This window comes from Acinetobacter sp. XS-4 (assembly GCF_023920705.1).
GTDB lineage: Bacteria > Pseudomonadota > Gammaproteobacteria > Pseudomonadales > Moraxellaceae > Acinetobacter.
In genome coordinates, this window is the sequence record NZ_CP094657.1 from 2,297,813 (window position 1) to 2,316,080 (window position 18,268).

Below are 18,268 nucleotides of genomic sequence, written 5' to 3' on the forward strand. Positions count from 1 at the left end.
TCTAAAAACATGAAAAATCCAATAATGATTATTTTTTATACAAATATTTTTGGAACTTTTAGCCACCACAAAAAAACTTACCAAATGGAAAAATTTTTAGGTGAAGATAAAACACTAAATCCTCACCACAAACATAATAAAATCAATATATATCAATATTTTGCATAAAATAAAAAAGAAAAATATATAGTTGGCACTTGCTTTGCTTAAAAACTTTCCAGCAATATCGCTAACTACAACAAAAAGGGATCAAATCCACGATGAAAAAAAAATACAATGTTCGATCTCAGGTAACCCCCAAGATTGGCAAAACAATGCTTAAATTAAGTACCCTTAGTTTAAGCATGATGTGTCTTACCATGGCACAAGCAGCAGAAACAGAACAGTCAAGCAATGATGATAAACCCGTCAAAGTTGTAAAAGTTGCTGTAACAGGCTCTTCAATCAAAGGAGTTGCAGCTCAAAGCGCCTCACCCATTACTATTGTAAAAGTTGATGAAATTTTAAAACAAGGGGTGACCACAACCGAAGAGGCCTTAGCCAAAATTAGCGCAAACCAATCTAATTTTGTTACCGCGAGCAATGTGGGCCGAAGTAAAGCAGAGGGTTCATCAGCAAACCTGAGAGCCTTAGGTGCCAATAAAACACTTGTTTTACTGAATGGTCGTCGGTTAGCTGCAAATGCATATGATAGCGGCGTCACAAACTTAAATATTATTCCACTCGCAATGTTAGACCGTATTGAGGTTCTAAGAGATGGCGCCTCTTCCATTTATGGAACAGATGCAATTGGCGGGGTAATTAACTTCATTACCAAAAAGCAGTTTACGGGCCTTAATCTAACCGCAGGTTATCAAAAACCAGAAGAAAAAGGTGGTGAACAACAAGACTATAGTATCTTTGGTGGCTTCGGTGATTTAGATGAAAATGGCTATAACGTTTTTGGTGTTGTCGACTATCGAAAAGGCGATGATGTCATGGCCAAAGACCGCAAAGTCAGTCGGCGTGGAGGCATATTACCTGAATTAGGTATAGAAAAAGCCAGTAGTGGCTCATTCCCTGCTAATGTCCCAGGTTTAGGTAACCCTTACGCATCCACTGGTTGTGGTAGTAATCCTCTTGTTACGACGAGTCAGGATGGGAAAAATTGTCTATATAACAGCCAAGCTGTGATTGGAATTGTTCCAAAAACAGAAGATATATCTGTAATGGGACATGCCACTTTTAAACTGAATGATAATTTTAACGCAATTGCAGAATATTTATATGCAAGAAGTGAAGTCACTACTTCAGTTGCGCCAGATGTATTTTTTGATTTGACGCTTGACCCTAGCAGTAAATATTATCCAGGAAATGGCATAACTCCTGCCCTAGCTGGTGCTACGGGGCCTATCCCTCTATATCTGCGTTCACAATCGGGGAATCGTGTAAGTAATAGTATTAACCAGTCACATAGAATATTTGCTGGTATTGAAGGTGAAACTCATGGTTGGGATATTAATTCAGGCGTTACCTATGCCCATAGCAGTGCCTCGGATGCTGTCGTAAGCGGCTATTTAAATTTTGACAAAACACAAGAAGCTTTAAACAATGGTATTTTAAACCCATTCGGGCCGCAAAACCCTGAAGATGCTAATGTATGGAATGAATTAGGAGTTGAAGGTAAATACTTAAAAGCTAACCTAGATACAACTACCGTTGATTTCACTGCAAGCCGACCTATATTTAAATTACCAGCAGGAGATGTTGGGTTCGCTATTGGAGCAAGCTATCGTTATGAAGATTGGACTTCAAAAGTCGTTACTGATGTTGCCCGAGTCGCGCCTAGTACAGGCGTCGATCCTGATGAACCAGTAAATACTGGCGATCGTAATATTAAATCCGTATTTACCGAATTTCATATCCCACTTCTTAAAACTTTAGAAGCTCAAATCGCTGCTCGTTATGATGACTACAACGACTTTGGTGATACGTTTAATCCTAAATTTGCACTTCGTTGGGAACCTATCAAACAGTTAATGTTCCGTACAACTTATAGTACAGGCTTCAGAGCTCCAACACTTTGGGAAGTTAATGGACCAAACTCAGTAACCAATACCGGTGGGTACTATTATGATCCCGTACTCTGCCCAGGGAATGTCTTAAAACCAGGTGGTGTAAGAGAACGTGATTGTAATATGCAATTTGATAGACAAAATGGGGGAAATAAAACTCTAGATCCAGAAGAGTCAAAGTCTTTTACTGCTGGCTTAGTATTTGAACCAATTAAAAATTTAGCCTTCACTCTTGATTACTTCAATATCGAAGTAGACAAGCAAATTGCTACACTTTCAGAAACTGCTATTTTTGATGACCCTGTGAAATATGCAGATAAATTTGTACGTAATCCTGATGGCTCATTAGATTATATTATTACAACACAACAAAATTTAGGTGGAATTAAAACATCTGGTTTCGATGTGGGCTTAAGTTGGGTTTCTCCAATGACTGCTACAGGTCGTTTTGGTTTCAATATTGATGGAACATATATTACAGACTACAAATATCAAGCCGAGCCAAATGGCGAATGGAAAAGTGTTGCCGGCACTTATAGCGGTCTAGACTACCAAGCTATTATTCTACGCTGGAAACATACTGCAAACCTAAATTGGAATTATGAAAACTGGGCTTTAAACCTCCAACAAAACTTCTCTCGCGGTTATCAAGATCAAAATTCAACGTCTTCTGTTAAGCCTGGTTATCAAAATCACAAAGTAAGCGACTATACAACATACAACATTTCAGGCACATACAAAGGTTTTAAAAATCTAGAAGTGACCGCTGGTATTAAAAATATTTTTGATGAAGACCCTCCTGCTTCAAATGTTGGCGACAACTTCCAAATGGGATATGACCCACGTTATGCAGATCCTTTAGGGCGTACGTACTTTGTCCGAGGTACATATAAGTTCTAAATGGTTGTTCTGCAAATGTAACATTCAACAGTTAGTTTGCAGAACAAATACTCATTCTTAGCCAAACAGTCATTTTAAAAAATTGTTTGTCTACAGTTTCAGGAGTAACTATGGGCATGACTTTCACAGACATAGAAAATAAATCTGCAAAGCGCCTTATTGGTATTGCCGCAGTACTTTTTCTGCATCTTATTGTTGCCTATATTCTGATGTCAGGTTTAGCAAACAATATTCAAAAACCAGCAGAAAAACCTGTGGAATTACAAATTATTCAAGATATTAAACCACCTCCTCCACCTAAACCAGAGGAGCCAAAACCTAAGGAAAAACCGCCTGAGCCACCTAAAATGGTAGAAAAAATTGCCAAAGTTTCTGAGCCGCCAAAACAAGTAGAGAAAGTAGCAACACCGGTACAAAAAACGACACCAGTAGCTCAACCAACTAAAGTGGCTACCCCTGCTCCGGCTGTACCTAGCACCCCATCACCAAGTCCTGTTGCCGCACCGGCTCCAGTGGCAGCTGCCCCAGCTCCTAAACCAACTGGCGTAACTCGCGGTGTTTCGGAGGGTTCTGCTGGCTGCGAAAAACCGGAATATCCTCGTGAAGCACTGATGAATGAAGAACAAGGTACGGTTCGTATACGTGTTTTGGTTGATACTTCAGGAAAAGTCATTGATGCCAAAGTAAAAAAATCAAGTGGTAGTAAAACCCTAGATAAAGCAGCAACTAAAGCTTACAGCTTATGTACATTCAAACCAGCAATGAAAGATGGCATGCCTCAGCAAGACTGGTATGAAATTGAATATCCATTCGTAATTGAATAAACAACTGAATTAGTAAGAAATTAAAAAAATTGGAGATAATATGATGAAAAAATCAACTCAACCACTCGTACGTTTCGCTTCTGCAAGTTTAATCGCAGCATGTTCATTGCTCCCATTAAGTACAGTTTTTGCAGAAGAAACAAATAATGTTCCTGTTGCAACAGCAACCACTGAGGCGACTTCAAATGCAAATACTCCAACTCCACCACCGAAACCAGCAACTAGTGAAACTGTTAAAAATCCTTACGGTCTAGAAGCTCTTTGGCGTGAAGGAGATTTAGTCGCTAAATCTACCTTATTTATATTGGTACTGATGTCTATTGGTACGTGGTACATCATTATTTCTAAATTCTTACAACAAGCTAAAGTAAAACGCCAAGGCAAAGAGGCAGAGAAAAGTTTTTGGGAAGCAACCTCGCTAGATAATGCAGCTGATAATTTAGAGCAAAGTAGCGCATATCGCTTTATTGCAGAAAAAGGCATTAACTCAACCAAATCGCACGGCGGCTCTTTACTTGAGCGAATCGATTTTAATACATGGGTCAGCATATCAATTCAACGTGCAATTGAAAAAATACAAAATCACTTAGGTGGTGGCTTAGCCTTTTTGGCAACAGTTGGATCTACGGCACCATTTGTTGGTCTTTTTGGTACGGTTTGGGGAATTTATCATGCATTAACAGCCATCGGAATTTCAGGTCAGGCATCTATTGATAAAGTTGCTGGTCCTGTCGGTGAAGCTTTAATTATGACAGCTATTGGTCTTGCAGTCGCAGTACCCGCTGTACTTGGTTATAACTGGCTAACTCGCCGTAATAAAGCCGTTATGGAAAATGTTCGTTCGTTTGGTTCAGATTTACACGCAGTTTTATTAAGCGGGGAAATTAATACCAATAATTCGGTTAACCGCAGCATTAAATAACGAGGAGCGAACGTTATGGGTATGAGTGTTGGTTCTGAAGATGACGACGAAATGATCGGCGCAATTAATACGACGCCTCTGGTTGATGTCATGTTGGTTTTACTTATTATTTTTCTTATTACTATTCCGGTAGTCACACATACGGTTCCAGTGAAACTACCAGAAGAAAAAAATACTCCATATGCAACTACACCTGAAAATATTCAACTTTCAGTGAACAAGAAAGGAGATATTTTCTGGAATGAAAGCTATGTGCCGAATAAAGAAATATTGCTGTCAAAGCTCCAAGCAGTTGCACAAAAAAGGCCTCAACCAGAAGTTCATATTCGTGGAGATCAGCTTACTCATTTTGAGGCGATAGATCAGGTCATTAGCACGACCAAACAAGCTGGTATTGGCAAAATTGCTTTTGTTACTACCCCTCCAGCCTCCCAGTAATTATTTTAAGGAGAATTTTATGGGTATGAATGTCGGTTCAAATAATGATGACGATGTGATGTTAGAGGTCAACATGACACCTCTTATTGATGTCATGCTGGTACTTATTATCATGTTTATTATTACTATCCCTGCACCAAACAACACGATTAATATTAACTTGCCAAACGGCACACCGCCACCAACAAATGAAAAGCCACCTGAAGTAATTGATGTAAGAATTGACGCAGCAGGTAAAGTGTTTTGGAATAACCAGCAGGTTTCAGACCGCACCGCACTAGAGACGTTATTTCAAAGTGTGGTTGCTAAAAAAGATCAAGACCAGATCAAACTTAAACCAGATCAAATGGCTGAATATAAAAATGTAGCTATGGTCATGGCTACGGCGCAGCGTTTAGGTGTAACCAAAATTGGAATTGTGAGTAATAATTAAGTCATACATTTAATTTATTCTTTCAAATAAAAAAAGCCTCCGAAGAGGCTTTTTTTATGACAGGCTGAAATTAGTCACCTGTATAACCTTTTAACTTTAAACGAGCAGCATGAAGTAACGGCTCAGTATAACCTGAAGGTTGCTCACAACCTTTAAAGATGAGGTCAGAAGCTGCTTGGAAAGCAATGTTAGTTTCAAAGTTAGCAGCCATTGGTTTATACAATGGGTCATTCGCATTTTGCTCATCAACAATTTTCGCCATGCGTTTAAGCACTTCTTCAACTTGTTCACGAGTCACGATACCGTGACGTAACCAGTTTGCTACGTGTTGAGAAGAAATACGTAATGTTGCACGGTCTTCCATTAAACCTACGTTATTAATGTCAGGAACTTTCGAACAACCTACACCTAAGTCAACCCAACGTACAACGTAACCCAAAATACCTTGGCAGTTATTTTCAAGTTCATTGTTAAGCTCTTCAGCTGACCAATTTGTTTCTGGTGCAAATGGAGGAGTCAACAAGTCATCTAATGACAACATTTCTTCAGCTTTCAACTGATCTTGACGTGCTTTAACATTTACTTGATGGTAATGCATCGCATGAAGCACTGCACCTGCTGGAGATGGAACCCAAGCACATGAAGCACCCGCATTTGGATGTGCAGCTTTAGTTGCCAACATATCTTTCATGCTATCTGGTTTTGGCCACATGCCTTTACCAATTTGTGCTTTACCTTGTAAACCAGTCTTCAAACCAATTGCAACGTTACGGTTTTCGTAAGCAGCAATCCATTTTTGTGTTTTTACGGCTTCTTTACGAACAACTGGTGCAGCTTCCATTGAAGTATGAATTTCATCACCAGTACGGTCCATGAAACCAGTATTAATAAAGATTGTGCGATCTTTTGCAGCAGCAATACAGTTTTTCAAGTTTACAGATGTACGGCGCTCTTCATCCATAATACCGATTTTTAACGATTTAGGTGGTAAGCCAATCGCTTGTTCAGCACGTTCAAATAGCTCTACAGCAAACGCAACTTCTTCTGGACCATGCATTTTTGGTTTAACAATATACATAGAACCTTTACGAGAGTTCTTATTTTCGTTTTCACTACGGATGTCTGCAACTGATAACAATGGTGTTACCAATGCATCCATAATACCTTCGAAAATCTCTTCACCATCTACCAAAATAGCTGGGTTAGTCATCAAGTGACCTACGTTACGAAGTAACATAAGTGAACGACCATGAAGTTTTGTAGTGCCACCAATTAAGTTTTTAATTTCGCGATCTTTATTTAAATCACGAACAATCGTTTTACCATTTTTCTCGATAGATTCTTGAAGCGTACCTTTCATTAAACCTAACCAGTTGCGGTAACCTTCAACTTTTTCTTCAGCATCTACTGCCGCAACAGAATCTTCTAAATCCTGAATAGTAGTTACAGCTGCTTCGAATGTTAAATCTTTAACACCCGCTAAATCAGTTTGACCAATTGGGCTAGATGCATCAATTTCGATAATGACATGAAGACCATTACTTAAAAGAACAACTTCTGTAGGGTGCGCTTCCTCACCGTTGAAACCAACGAACTGAGCTTCATGAGCTAAACCTGTTTTTGAGCCATCTTTCAAAGTCACAACAAGTTTGTTTTGCTCAATTGCATATTTTGTCGCATCTGCATGTGAACCTTGTGCAAGTGGGAAAACTTCATTTAAGAAATTTTTAGCGAACTCAATCACTTTTGCACCACGTACAGGGTTATATCCTTTGCCTTTTTCAGCTCCGCCTTCTTCAGAAATTACATCGAAGCCGTAAAGTGCGTCATATAAAGAGCCCCAACGAGCATTTGCTGCATTTAAGCTATAACGTGCATTACGTACAGGTACAACTAACTGCGGCCCTGCCAATAATGCGATTTCTTCATCAACATTTTCAGTTGTAATTTGAAAGTCTTCAACTTCCGGCAATAAATAACCGATTTCAGTTAAGAACGCCTTATAAGCACCTAATTCAAATTTATTGTTACGGTGCCATTCATCAATTTTTGCTTGTAATTCATCACGCTTAGCCAATAATGCTTTATTTTTTGGGCTAAGATCGACAACAACTTGCTCAAAGTTCTTCCAGTAAGTTTCACTATCTAAACCAGAACCTGGTAAAGCTTCATTTTCGATAAAATCGTAAAGTTCTTTAGCAATCGCTAACTTGCCTTTTTGAATACGTGCAGTCATTGTCTTTCCTGAAGTTGCTACTTTTTATACCAAGAGAATCCTAGTATACCGATTTAAATTAAGCTGAATACTAATATCACATTCCTAAATAGTGAGCATTTTCCCTTGTAAAAATATTGACAAAGATAAATTTCTCTATATATGAAATATTAAAATTCTAACTAGGATTCCCAATAATTTATTCAATATTTAAAGATACTGAAACTAGACTTTTTGTTAACAGACAAAAAATTTCACTATCTTATTTTTCTAAAGCGTATTTAGTTATATCAAACTTTGCAGCATGAAAAAGCATTATTTAACTAAATTTATCTATTTTTGTTGTAAAAAAAGCGCCCTATATAGAGCGCTTTCCATATCTATTTTTTATGCGTTTTTAGCTTCATCAATATGACGATGTTCTGAATGTAAATATTCATCCGATTGCATTTCCAATAAACGCGAACGAGTACGCTCAATTTCAAAGGCTAATTTTTCACCTTGATAAATATCAATAATACTATCTTGAGAAGTTAAAAGTAGTTTTACTCCACGGTCATAAAATTCATCGACTAGATAAATAAAACGACGTGTACCTTCAGACAAGAAATCTGTTAAATGAGGGACATTACTTACTAGAACCGTATTATAGATATTTGCAATTTCAATAAAATCTGCTGGGCTACGTGGTTTAAAGCAAAGTTCAGAAAACTCACACCACAAGACATCTTCTGTATGCCCTAAAGTCTCAACAATACGATTATTGATTACAATTGGCTCTTGAGAATGAGCTTGTGTATGCGTTAAAGCACTAAAACGTTCCGACATCCAGTTTTGGACTTCATTACTTAATGGCGATTTAAATAATTGAGCTTGTTTTAATACACGCAAACGATAATCCACACCTGCATCAACATTTAACACAGCGCAATTCTTTTTAACCATTTCAATTGTTGGTAAAAAGCGATCACGATGAATACCGTTTTTATATAAGCCATCTGGTGCAATATTTGATGTTGCAATTAATGTCACACCACGAACAAATAATTTTTGAAATAAATCACTTAGAATCATTGCATCAGTTACATTTGACACAAAGAACTCATCAAAACAAATAACGACTGCATCTTTATAAATTTGGTCAGCCACAATTTCAAGTGGATTGCGTTGGCCTGAAAGCTTATTTAACTCTTTATGAACATGTTGCATGAAATGGTGAAAATGCATACGTGTTTTACGGCGAAATGGCACTGACTCATAAAATTGATCCATAAGCCAAGTTTTTCCGCGGCCTACTCCACCCCACATATAGACACCTTTAGGTGAAGTTTGGCGGCGAAAACGACGGAAAGCTTTTTTAGAGGCTTTATAACGGTTTAAAAGTTCTTTCCATACGCGATCTAGTTCTTGCACTGCCTGTGCTTGCGCTTCATCTGCCATAAACTGGCCTGAAGCTAAAGCCTCAGCATAGCGTTCTGCTGGGGAAGAAGGTGAGAATGCAGTACTATGAGAAGATTTTAAATTTAACATATCGTTTTATTTCAATTTTAACTGATAGGAGTATAGCGAACATTTTGTTCAACCACATTAGCTTTTAGCATCAAGAATTACGACGATGACTCTTTGCCATATTGTCGAGGACTCTGTCCAAACCATCGTTTAAATGCATGATTAAATGCCGCTGGTTCAGAATAACCAAGCAATTCGGCAATAACCTCTATTGAGTATTCTCTATATTCCATAAGCTTTAATGCCTTATTCTTGATAATTTGTTCACGAATTTGCTTATAACTCGTATTTAACTGTTGCAATTGATGCCTTAATGTCCTTTCAGGCATTTTCAATGCAAAAGCAGTTTCCGCCATGCTCGGGATAATTCCTTGTTGCAACTCAAGATAATCTTGCACACATTGTATGATATGTGGAGTTTGGTGATCTTGTTGATTTAATCTTGTTATTTCTGTAATGCATTTTGATTCATAAATACGATGTGTAATGATATCCGCAGAAGGGATTTGGATTTCAAGCACATCCTTGCTTAGGCTAAATGCTGCATATTTACCATTAAAGTGCACATCATCACCATAGTATGCAAAATAGCGAGATAAAGTATCCGAGTCCGTTGGTTTTTCAAATGGAAGTTCTATACGCATAGCAGGCATTTGTAGCCCCATCATCGTATAAATATCTTGAATAAATTTATAAGTCCCTGAAACTTCACATTGTGCCCGTAACTGTCCAACTTGCGTTTTCAAATCAACAGGCAAATAATTTAAAATGGTGCGTTCATCAGTCTCATATAGACCTAAAGCCCCAAATAAATGGGTAAGTCTTTGATATTGTATTCCTTTACTTAATGCAGTTTGAACATCCCTACTCGTTACAAGCAACATAAGTAATGGTCCGTAACCAGCTAAAGCATAATGCTGTCCAATAAATAGACCCTTTTCAGGCTCAACATTTTCACTAATAATTTGTTGAATATCCCATTCTAGCCGATCATGAATTGTGGAACTCGGATCTAAAGCATCAAACTTAATTCCTATACCAGCCAAACGTGAGTCGACATCAATGCCTGCATTGCGCATTCCTTGAATTAAATACATTAAACCAAGTATCGACCGTTTCATTCTTCTATCAATTTCCCTAGACTCAAATGTTTTACTATAAAGAAGAAAGAAAATTAATTGCCGAATCTATCAATTTTCACGTCGATCCAATCATGTTTAAACTGATCAAAAAACGTTAGTCTTGCATGCAATCCTCTTTTCAGCTTATGCAGGGTTTCCAATGCTAAACGCAAAGCAAGATGCTATTCAAAAAACTAAAATCGCTATTATTGGTGCTGGATTTGGTGGCCTAGCAATGGCTATCCGTTTACTGCAAAATCAACAGCAAGACTTTGTTATTTTAGAAAAATCAAATGATGTTGGTGGAACTTGGCGAGAAAATCGCTATCCAGGTGCGGCATGTGATGTTCAATCTCATATGTACTCCCTCTCTTTTGCACCCAAAACTGACTGGTCAAAACGCTATGCTGAAGCACCAGAGATTTTTCAATATATTCAAGATATTACAGAACAATATAAAATTAAAAATTACTGTAAGTTTAATCATGATGTAACTCATGTCCAATATGATGAAATGCGTCACGTGTGGACTTTAGATTTTAAAAATCAACCTTCGATGGAAGCTCAATTTGTAGTTTTTGCATCAGGCCCGTTGCATATCCCACAAATCCCTCATATTCAAGGTATCGAAAAATTCAAAGGAAAAGTTTTTCACTCTTCACACTGGGAACATGACTATAACCTAAACGGTAAATCAGTCGCATCTATTGGTACTGGTGGTAGTGCAATTCAATATATTCCAGAAATAGCTGGAGATGTTAAACAGCTCTATGTATTCCAAAGAACGGCAGCTTGGGTAATACCACGAGATGAACGCAAATACTCTCGTTTGAGTAAAACATTATTCAAATCTTCTAATCTTTATCGCCAAATTCATCGTAGTCGTCTTTACTGGAGTAATGAGTCGCGCGTTGTACCCATTGTTCAACCCCAAATTATGAAATATGGTCAAAAATTGGCAGAAGCTTTCATTCGCTTCCAAGTGAAAGATAAAGAAGTAGCCAAAAAACTCACACCAGACTTTGTGATGGGATGTAAACGTATTCTTATTTCAAATAAATACTTCCCTACATTTAACCGTAAAAATGTTGAGCTCGTAACGAATGGTATTCAAGAAATTAAAGAAAATAGTATTGTTACGAAAGACGGTAAAGAACGACCTATTGATTGTTTAATTTATGGTACAGGTTTTATTACTGACCCACGTATTTACTTGAAACACTTCACTTGTATTGGACGTAATCAAGTCGAGTTAAAACAGGCGTGGAAAGATGGTGCAGAAAGTTATTATGGCATTATGACTAAAAACTTTCCCAATCTCTTCCAATTAGTCGGCCCTAATACAGTATTAGGTCATAATTCGGTTATTTTTATGATTGAATCTCAAGTAAATTACATTTTACAACTCATTCAACTCGTAGAAAAGTCTGGGCAAAAAGCAATTGAGATCAAACCAGAAGTTCAAGATGCTTTTAACGAGCGGGTTCAAACTCAGCTTCAAGGGACTGTGTGGCAAGCTGGGGGCTGTAGTAGCTGGTATCAATCTGCCGACGGAAAAAACTTTTCACTATGGCCAACCTATACATGGAAGTATTGGTTAGAAACACGAAAAGTTAATCCTAAAGATTACTTACTATTAAATAAAAGCTCACAGAGCTATGCAGCCTAAAATGTTCAAGACATAATAGGTGGGTTAAAAACAATCCACCTATTATTATATGCAATCTTTTTATCTCATCATTCAAATTTTTTTAGCACTTGCTTCCGGCTATTTTCTAGCACCCAAACTATCTTTAAATATCCAAAAGTTTATATTTAAAATACTGCCCTATTTTTCTTATATTCTCTTAGCAAGTGTAGCTTTAGAATTAACGCTAGCACTTGATCAAATTGAGAATCCTTCTGCCATAATTCCACCAGCTATAATCATTGCACTTACCACCTCTTTTGGTTCTTTTTTTACATGTTTATTGGCTTATACAATTTTTGATAAACAAAGTGTAAAAGGAAAAATCTCGCTTCAACTCTTTGTAAATGCTCTAAAGAATATTGCAAAAGCTTTTCTCGCCTTAGGTGTCGGTGTTCTATTAGGAGCTATTGCCACTCAATTCAATTCACATATGGCCTTTAATAGTTGGTATTTATTATTACTATTTATTTTCTTAATTGGTATTGAACTGGCATTCACCCACTTTAACCGTACGTGGTTAAGCTGGAAAATTTTAATTGTACCTTTAGCCGCTTTTATAGGCTCATGTATCGCAGGCTTCATCAACTACTTTTTGCTTAACAAACATTTTGCACTGAATGAGACGTTAGCATTAGCACAAGGTTATGGCTGGTACTCAATGTCAGGGATTTTATTTACGCAATTGCACTCGGCAGAACTAGGTGGTATCGCATTATTAACTGATTTATTTAGAGAAATTGTTGCTATATTTTTAATGTATACAATGGGATGGCGCTTTCCACGCCCTGCTATCTCAAGTGCTGGTGCAACTTCAATGGATGTTACATTAGCTATGGTAAAACAGTCATGTGGCACGCATTACGTACCACACGCCATGATGAGCGGCTTATTATTAAGCCTACTCGCCCCGCTATTAATTAGCTTATTTCTAAATTTTTAAGCAATTGAAGCAAGAATAGACTTCAACATTTCTGTTGGATTTTCTGCTTTAGTAATCGGTCGACCAATGACCAAATGTGTAGAACCATCAAGCATAGCTTGCTTCGGAGTCACAATACGTTTTTGGTCGTCCGCATTTGACCCTTCTGGGCGAATACCAGGTGTTACTAAAGAGAAGTCTTGTCCAATCAATTCACGAAGAATTTTAGCTTCTTGTGCAGAACAAACCACACCATCCAAACCACTTTCTTTAGTGAGTTTAGCTAAGCGCTTTACATGCTCCACTGGTTCAACATCTAAACCAATATCTTTTAAATCTTCACGTCCCATTGAGGTCAATACAGTGACCGCAATCAACTGAGTTTGATAGTTACCTGCTTTTAAACGCTCTACACAAGTTTCCATCATTTTACGGCCACCTGAAGCATGGACATTTACCATCCACACTCCCAAATCAGCTGCTGCACAAACAGCCTGAGCGGTAGTATTTGGAATATCATGAAATTTAAGATCAAGAAAAACTTCAAAGTTTTGTTCTTGAAGTTTTTTTACAACAGATGGGCCTTCATGAGTAAAAAGCTCTTTACCCACTTTTACACGACATAAAGTAGGATCAAGTTGTTCAACAATTTTTAAAGCGTCATATTGGCTTTTTGCATCTAACGCAACAATGATACTCAAGAGACTTTCTTCCATCATATAAAATCAGCATCATTATAATAGACAAGTCATCAAGTAATAAAGGAATGTATAAGGAAGGCTTTCAAATTTAGAGACAAAATGCTATGGGGACTTATTTTTTAGAAAAATACAAAGAAGAACAAACTAATAAATTAAGGAATATACTACTCTTTACCCGTGAATAAAGAGTAGTGTTCGAATTATAACGGAGTAGAGTTTTTATCTTGGGGATAAACATCTAAAACAGTTTTTTCATGTCTTACATTTGCAGCGGCTTCTGCTGCTGCTAATTGAGCACTTTGAATCTGTTCTTTTCTCAAATGGTCAATATCTTTGCGAAGACGTTTAATTTCCCAGCCTTTTTGAAATACTCTGAAAACTTGCACACCTAACAAAAGACCAACCACCGTTCCAAGTACCAATGTGAGTAGCAATAACAAGCCTAATCGCATAGCTGGAACTTGGGTAAATAACAAATCAACAGAAAGCTCTGTTGGATTTTGCAATACAAGTGCTAAAGAATAACCAAATACAACAATAAGCAATGCAATTAAAATATAACGCATAGGCACCCCGCTTATAAATTTTTATTTATTTCCCGGATTCGTTGACTGCATCACGCAGTGCTTTACCGGGTTTGAAATGTGGAACAGCTTTAGCTGCCACTTCTACTGATCTTCCTGTTTTAGGATTACGACCAACTCTTGGATCACGGTGGTGTAAAGCAAAGCTACCAAAACCACGGATTTCAATTCGATTATCAGTTGATAGGGCCTCTATCATTTGATCAATCATAATTTTAACCGCTTCTTCCACCAAAGGTTCAGCTAAGTGTGGGTTTTTTAGCGCAATGCGTTCAATTAAATCAGACTTATTAAGAGCTTCAGTAGTCATCTACGACCTCGTTATTTATTGCTACTCTATGTCGTCTGATAATAACCTGTTTAAATACAAAACGGTAGCGCAGTATGTTGAATACTAGGCTACCGTTTACAGTAATTTGTATAAAAAGTACAATTCCGTTACATGAAACTGTACTTTGTTAACCTATTACTTCATTTGTGCTTTAATCAAGTCACCAATAGTCTTAGGACCATTTTCTTGACTTGTTGTTGCTGTACGTAAAGTAGCAACTGCTTCTTTCTCTTCAGCTTCGTCTTTTGCTTTAACAGACAAGTTGATAGAGCGAGATTTACGATCAACGTTGATGATTTTCGCTTCAACTTCTTGACCAACTTCTAAGAATTTAGTTGCATCTTCAACGCGGTCGCGATTGATTTCAGAAGCTTTAAGAGTAGCTTCTACTTCGTCAGCTAACTTAACAGTTGCGCCACGAGCATCAACTGCAGTTACAGTACCTTTAACTAAAGCACCGCGTTCGTTAGCAGCTAAGAAATCATTGAACGGATCGCTGTTCAATTGCTTGATACCAAGGCTGATACGGTTACCTTCAGCGTCTACAGACAAGATAACAGCTTCAACAGTGTCACCTTTCTTGTAACGACGAATAGCTTCTTCGCCTTGCTCGTTCCAAGAAATATCAGACAAGTGTACTAAACCGTCGATACCACCGTTCAAGCCGATGAAGATACCAAAGTCAGTGATAGACTTGATAGTACCAGATACTTTTTCGCCTTTCTCATGAGCTTTAGCAAACTCTTCCCATGGGTTAGCACGAGTTTGTTTGATACCAAGGCTGATACGACGACGTTCTTCGTCAACTTCAAGAACCATAACATCAACTTCATCACCAATCTGAACAACTTTAGATGGGTGGATGTTTTTGTTAGTGTGGTCCATTTCAGAAACGTGAACTAAACCTTCAACACCTTCAGCGATTTCAGCGAAACAACCGTAGTCAGTTAAGTTAGTTACACGAGCTTTAACGATAGAACCTTTAGGGTAACGGCTCATGATCGCTAACCATGGATCTTCGCCTAATTGCTTAAGGCCTAAAGATACGCGGTTACGCTCACGGTCAAATTTAAGTACTTTAACAGTAACTTCTTGACCAACTTCAACAACTTCTGAAGGGTGCTTGATACGCTTCCAAGCCATATCTGTGATATGGAGAAGACCATCAATACCGCCAAGATCAACGAATGCGCCGTAATCAGTAAGGTTCTTGATTGTACCTGTAACTGTTTGACCTTCTTCAAGCTGAGCAAGTAATGCTTCACGGTCAGCAGAAGATTCAGCTTCCATAACAGCACGACGAGATACAACAACGTTATTACGTTTAGCATCAAGTTTGATTACTTTAAACTCTAACTCTTTACCTTCAAGGTGAGTAGTGTCACGGATAGGACGAGTGTCAACTAATGAACCTGGTAAGAATGCACGAACAGGACCGATGTCAACAGTGAAACCGCCTTTAACTTTACCAGAGATAACACCAGTAACGATTTCGCCATCTTCAAAGATTTTTTCAAGTTTAGTCCAAGTTTCAGCACGCTTAGCTTTTTCACGTGATAAAACTGTTTGACCCATACCGTTGTCAAGAGCTTCAACAACTACGTCAACAGTATCACCAACCTGAACTTCAAGTTCACGTTGTTCATTTAAAAATTCAGCACGGTCAACAATGCCTTCAGACTTTAGGCCAGTGTCAACAGTTACCCAGTCGCTATCGATGTTTACAACAACACCTTGGATGACTGCACCCTTTTCAACGTTGAGGTTTAATTCACTTTCTTCAAAGAGGGCTGCAAAAGATTCGGTCATGATATACCTGATAAATTCCGCGGTCTTGGATCAGACAAGGCCGGTTTAGTTAAGTATCAACATAGTCTTTATAGACTGATCAAGCTATGCGTCAACTGATAATTCTATTTGCTAAATGGTACGGCTATTGACATACTCAACCATTAACTTAAATACCTGATCGATCGTTAATTCCGAACTATCAATGATATAAGCGTCTTTGGCTGGCTTGAGTGGAGCAACTTCTCGCTCCATATCTCTTTTGTCACGCGCCTGTATATTAGCTAAAATGTCGTTTATTTTAGCATCTAGGCCCATGCCCTGCAACTGTTTTACTCTTCGCTCGGCACGCGACTCAGCTGAAGCCGTTAGATAAATTTTTGCATTTGCTTCTGGGAAAATAGCTGTTGCCATATCACGGCCATCTGCAACTAAGCCAGGATTTTGCGCAAAAGCTCTTTGGCGCTCAAATAATGCCTGTCTAAGCTCTGGAATTGCTGCAACTTTCGATGCATATTCACCAACCCGCTCTGTACGAATTGTTTGAGATACATCTTCACCATCTAGAAAAACCAGAATACCTGCTGCGGAAGTTTCAAATTTAATATCGAGTTGACGTGCATATTGAATACATTCATCGAGCTGACTGTCTAATTTCTCTAATAAATCATGTTTATGTAATGACAACCCCAATAAACGATATAAGGCACCAGAATCGAGTAAATGATATTGATAATGTGCTGCAAGTTTTGCAGCCAATGTTCCTTTACCCGAACCACTCGGACCATCAATAGTAATAATTTGAACTGTCATTGAACTCTCACTAAGAAGCAATTGTTTTAGCTAATCTCGAAAAGCCTAGTGTAATGGCTAGTTTTAGCTGTGCAAGGATTAATTTACTTACCACTGGAGCTTTTGCCGTTAACTCGATGCGGTATGTAACTAAAGTTATATATGGGGTAATTTCAGAAAACTCGATTCGACCTAAATGATGTTTAATCAAAGGATTATCTATTAATTTATATTCAATACTTTTATTTTCTTCAAGCAATGTAATTTCTTCTTTAAGGGGCTTGATTGGACCAAATCCCATACGACGAACTGAGCCTAAACCATCAGGTCTTTTAGAATCTGCTGAGTCTTTCACACGTACAACTTGTAAAGGTGCAAAAGCAGTATTGTAAGTTGCGTGTTTCGAGAGCAAGTTAAATACATCACTAAGAGGAGCATTAAATTCTTTTTTTACGGTCATTACATTACGCATTGAATATTCCTTATTAAAAAAATCATGGCAGTAAAATCGCGTTAGTTTGCCATAAGCTCGTGTTACTTTTTAATCATTTAAGGACGTTTTCTGTTGTTTTTCTTGTTTCTTTTGCTCGCGTCTTTGTTTAAAAAAATGACTGAGTTGTTGGGCACATTTTTCTTGTAAACAACCTTGTTCAAAGGTAAATCTGTGATTGTAATAACCATGCTGTAGTAGCTGACGAGCACTTACCAATGAACCCGCTTTAGGTTCTGTCGTCCCAAAAACCACATGTTTGATTCTTGCATGTACTAATGCGCCTACACACATTGTGCATGGCTCAAGAGTGACATATAAAGTTGCATCTTCAGGTAAGCGATAATTATCTAATGATAAGCATGCTGCACGAATAGCTTGAATTTCTGCATGTGCGGTTGGATCAAACAAACTAATGGGAGCATTATAGCCCGATCCAATCACTCGATTTTGGCTCACCACAACCGCTCCAACTGGGATCTCACCCTGCTGAGCGGCTAATTCAGCTTGCTCGTAAGCAAGCTGCATCCAATATTCATCACTATATTCAGTCATTT

General features: G+C 37.9%; 17 protein-coding genes. 7 read left to right on the forward strand and 10 right to left on the reverse strand.

Annotated features, from left to right (window positions below; all coding sequences use genetic code 11):
- The first annotated feature begins 260 nt into the window (after positions 1-260).
- From MMY79_RS10695 to MMY79_RS10715, 5 genes are all read left to right on the forward strand, one after another.
- Complete coding sequence (locus tag MMY79_RS10695; RefSeq protein ID WP_252608332.1) at positions 261-2,954, forward strand: TonB-dependent receptor; 2,694 nt, start codon at positions 261-263, stop codon at positions 2,952-2,954.
- Between the two features lie 110 nt (positions 2,955-3,064).
- Positions 3,065-3,778 carry an energy transducer TonB gene (locus tag MMY79_RS10700; RefSeq protein WP_252608334.1) on the forward strand — a complete coding sequence of 238 codons (714 nt, stop codon included), beginning with the start codon at positions 3,065-3,067 and terminating at the stop codon, positions 3,776-3,778.
- 40 nt (positions 3,779-3,818) lie between these two features.
- Positions 3,819-4,700, forward strand: a complete 882-nt coding sequence (locus tag MMY79_RS10705) for a MotA/TolQ/ExbB proton channel family protein (protein WP_252608335.1) — start codon at positions 3,819-3,821, stop codon at positions 4,698-4,700.
- A gap of 15 nt (positions 4,701-4,715) precedes the next feature.
- Complete coding sequence (locus tag MMY79_RS10710) at positions 4,716-5,138, forward strand: biopolymer transporter ExbD (protein WP_004792697.1); 423 nt, start codon at positions 4,716-4,718, stop codon at positions 5,136-5,138.
- A 19-nt stretch (positions 5,139-5,157) separates the two neighbouring features.
- On the forward strand, positions 5,158-5,571 hold the full coding sequence (locus MMY79_RS10715) for a biopolymer transporter ExbD (RefSeq protein WP_252608337.1): 414 nt from the start codon (positions 5,158-5,160) through the stop codon (positions 5,569-5,571).
- A gap of 70 nt (positions 5,572-5,641) precedes the next feature.
- Here MMY79_RS10715 and MMY79_RS10720 read toward each other — a convergent pair whose 3' ends face one another.
- The 3 genes from MMY79_RS10720 to MMY79_RS10730 form a co-directional block, all read right to left on the reverse strand.
- Positions 5,642-7,807: a malate synthase G gene (locus MMY79_RS10720; RefSeq protein WP_252608340.1), complete on the reverse strand. Its 2,166-nt coding sequence runs from the start codon at positions 7,805-7,807 to the stop codon at positions 5,642-5,644.
- A gap of 366 nt (positions 7,808-8,173) precedes the next feature.
- On the reverse strand, positions 8,174-9,316 hold the full coding sequence (zapE, locus tag MMY79_RS10725) for a cell division protein ZapE (protein ID WP_252608343.1): 1,143 nt from the start codon (positions 9,314-9,316) through the stop codon (positions 8,174-8,176).
- A 77-nt stretch (positions 9,317-9,393) separates the two neighbouring features.
- Positions 9,394-10,416 carry an AraC family transcriptional regulator gene (locus MMY79_RS10730; RefSeq protein ID WP_252608345.1) on the reverse strand — a complete coding sequence of 341 codons (1,023 nt, stop codon included), beginning with the start codon at positions 10,414-10,416 and terminating at the stop codon, positions 9,394-9,396.
- A gap of 121 nt (positions 10,417-10,537) precedes the next feature.
- Here MMY79_RS10730 and MMY79_RS10735 point away from each other — a divergent pair, with 121 nt between their 5' ends.
- Positions 10,538-12,085, forward strand: a complete 1,548-nt coding sequence (locus MMY79_RS10735; protein WP_252608347.1) for an NAD(P)/FAD-dependent oxidoreductase — start codon at positions 10,538-10,540, stop codon at positions 12,083-12,085.
- 49 nt (positions 12,086-12,134) lie between these two features.
- A complete protein-coding gene (locus MMY79_RS10740) occupies positions 12,135-13,046 on the forward strand; it encodes a lysine exporter LysO family protein (protein ID WP_252608348.1) in 912 nt (303 codons plus the stop codon).
- Here MMY79_RS10740 and pyrF read toward each other — a convergent pair.
- The 7 genes from pyrF to tadA all read right to left on the reverse strand — a co-directional run bounded on the left by pyrF (position 13,043) and on the right by tadA (position 18,266).
- Positions 13,043-13,741 carry an orotidine-5'-phosphate decarboxylase gene (gene pyrF / locus MMY79_RS10745; RefSeq protein WP_016138293.1) on the reverse strand — a complete coding sequence of 233 codons (699 nt, stop codon included), beginning with the start codon at positions 13,739-13,741 and terminating at the stop codon, positions 13,043-13,045. The two genes, MMY79_RS10740 and pyrF, sit on opposite strands and share 4 nt — an antisense overlap.
- A gap of 185 nt (positions 13,742-13,926) precedes the next feature.
- Complete coding sequence (locus MMY79_RS10750) at positions 13,927-14,292, reverse strand: lipopolysaccharide assembly protein LapA domain-containing protein (protein ID WP_004792713.1); 366 nt, start codon at positions 14,290-14,292, stop codon at positions 13,927-13,929.
- A gap of 25 nt (positions 14,293-14,317) precedes the next feature.
- Positions 14,318-14,620, reverse strand: a complete 303-nt coding sequence (locus MMY79_RS10755; RefSeq protein ID WP_003651488.1) for an integration host factor subunit beta — start codon at positions 14,618-14,620, stop codon at positions 14,318-14,320.
- A gap of 156 nt (positions 14,621-14,776) precedes the next feature.
- Positions 14,777-16,450: a 30S ribosomal protein S1 gene (rpsA, locus tag MMY79_RS10760; RefSeq protein ID WP_005041073.1), complete on the reverse strand. Its 1,674-nt coding sequence runs from the start codon at positions 16,448-16,450 to the stop codon at positions 14,777-14,779.
- A gap of 111 nt (positions 16,451-16,561) precedes the next feature.
- The gene (gene cmk / locus MMY79_RS10765; RefSeq protein WP_252608350.1) at positions 16,562-17,242 is read right to left on the reverse strand and encodes a (d)CMP kinase; all 681 of its coding nucleotides are present in this window, start codon (positions 17,240-17,242) and stop codon (positions 16,562-16,564) included.
- Between the two features lie 10 nt (positions 17,243-17,252).
- A complete protein-coding gene (locus MMY79_RS10770; protein ID WP_252608352.1) occupies positions 17,253-17,693 on the reverse strand; it encodes an SRPBCC family protein in 441 nt (146 codons plus the stop codon).
- A 69-nt stretch (positions 17,694-17,762) separates the two neighbouring features.
- Positions 17,763-18,266: a tRNA adenosine(34) deaminase TadA gene (gene tadA, locus MMY79_RS10775; RefSeq protein WP_252608354.1), complete on the reverse strand. Its 504-nt coding sequence runs from the start codon at positions 18,264-18,266 to the stop codon at positions 17,763-17,765.
- Positions 18,267-18,268 lie beyond the last annotated feature (2 nt).

Coding starts and splice junctions, on each gene's coding strand:
- MMY79_RS10740 (WP_252608348.1), top strand. CDS start 12,135: ATGCAATCTTTTTATCTCATCATTCAAATTTTTTTAGCACTTGCTTCC.
- MMY79_RS10750 (WP_004792713.1), bottom strand. CDS start 14,292: ATGCGTTATATTTTAATTGCATTGCTTATTGTTGTATTTGGTTATTCT.
- MMY79_RS10705 (WP_252608335.1), top strand. CDS start 3,819: ATGATGAAAAAATCAACTCAACCACTCGTACGTTTCGCTTCTGCAAGT.
- MMY79_RS10755 (WP_003651488.1), bottom strand. CDS start 14,620: ATGACTACTGAAGCTCTTAATAAGTCTGATTTAATTGAACGCATTGCG.
- pyrF (WP_016138293.1), bottom strand. CDS start 13,741: ATGGAAGAAAGTCTCTTGAGTATCATTGTTGCGTTAGATGCAAAAAGC.
- MMY79_RS10700 (WP_252608334.1), top strand. CDS start 3,065: ATGGGCATGACTTTCACAGACATAGAAAATAAATCTGCAAAGCGCCTT.
- MMY79_RS10720 (WP_252608340.1), bottom strand. CDS start 7,807: ATGACTGCACGTATTCAAAAAGGCAAGTTAGCGATTGCTAAAGAACTT.
- zapE (WP_252608343.1), bottom strand. CDS start 9,316: ATGTTAAATTTAAAATCTTCTCATAGTACTGCATTCTCACCTTCTTCC.
- rpsA (WP_005041073.1), bottom strand. CDS start 16,450: ATGACCGAATCTTTTGCAGCCCTCTTTGAAGAAAGTGAATTAAACCTC.
- MMY79_RS10770 (WP_252608352.1), bottom strand. CDS start 17,693: ATGCGTAATGTAATGACCGTAAAAAAAGAATTTAATGCTCCTCTTAGT.
- MMY79_RS10715 (WP_252608337.1), top strand. CDS start 5,158: ATGGGTATGAATGTCGGTTCAAATAATGATGACGATGTGATGTTAGAG.
- tadA (WP_252608354.1), bottom strand. CDS start 18,266: ATGACTGAATATAGTGATGAATATTGGATGCAGCTTGCTTACGAGCAA.
- MMY79_RS10710 (WP_004792697.1), top strand. CDS start 4,716: ATGGGTATGAGTGTTGGTTCTGAAGATGACGACGAAATGATCGGCGCA.
- MMY79_RS10695 (WP_252608332.1), top strand. CDS start 261: ATGAAAAAAAAATACAATGTTCGATCTCAGGTAACCCCCAAGATTGGC.
- MMY79_RS10730 (WP_252608345.1), bottom strand. CDS start 10,416: ATGAAACGGTCGATACTTGGTTTAATGTATTTAATTCAAGGAATGCGC.
- cmk (WP_252608350.1), bottom strand. CDS start 17,242: ATGACAGTTCAAATTATTACTATTGATGGTCCGAGTGGTTCGGGTAAA.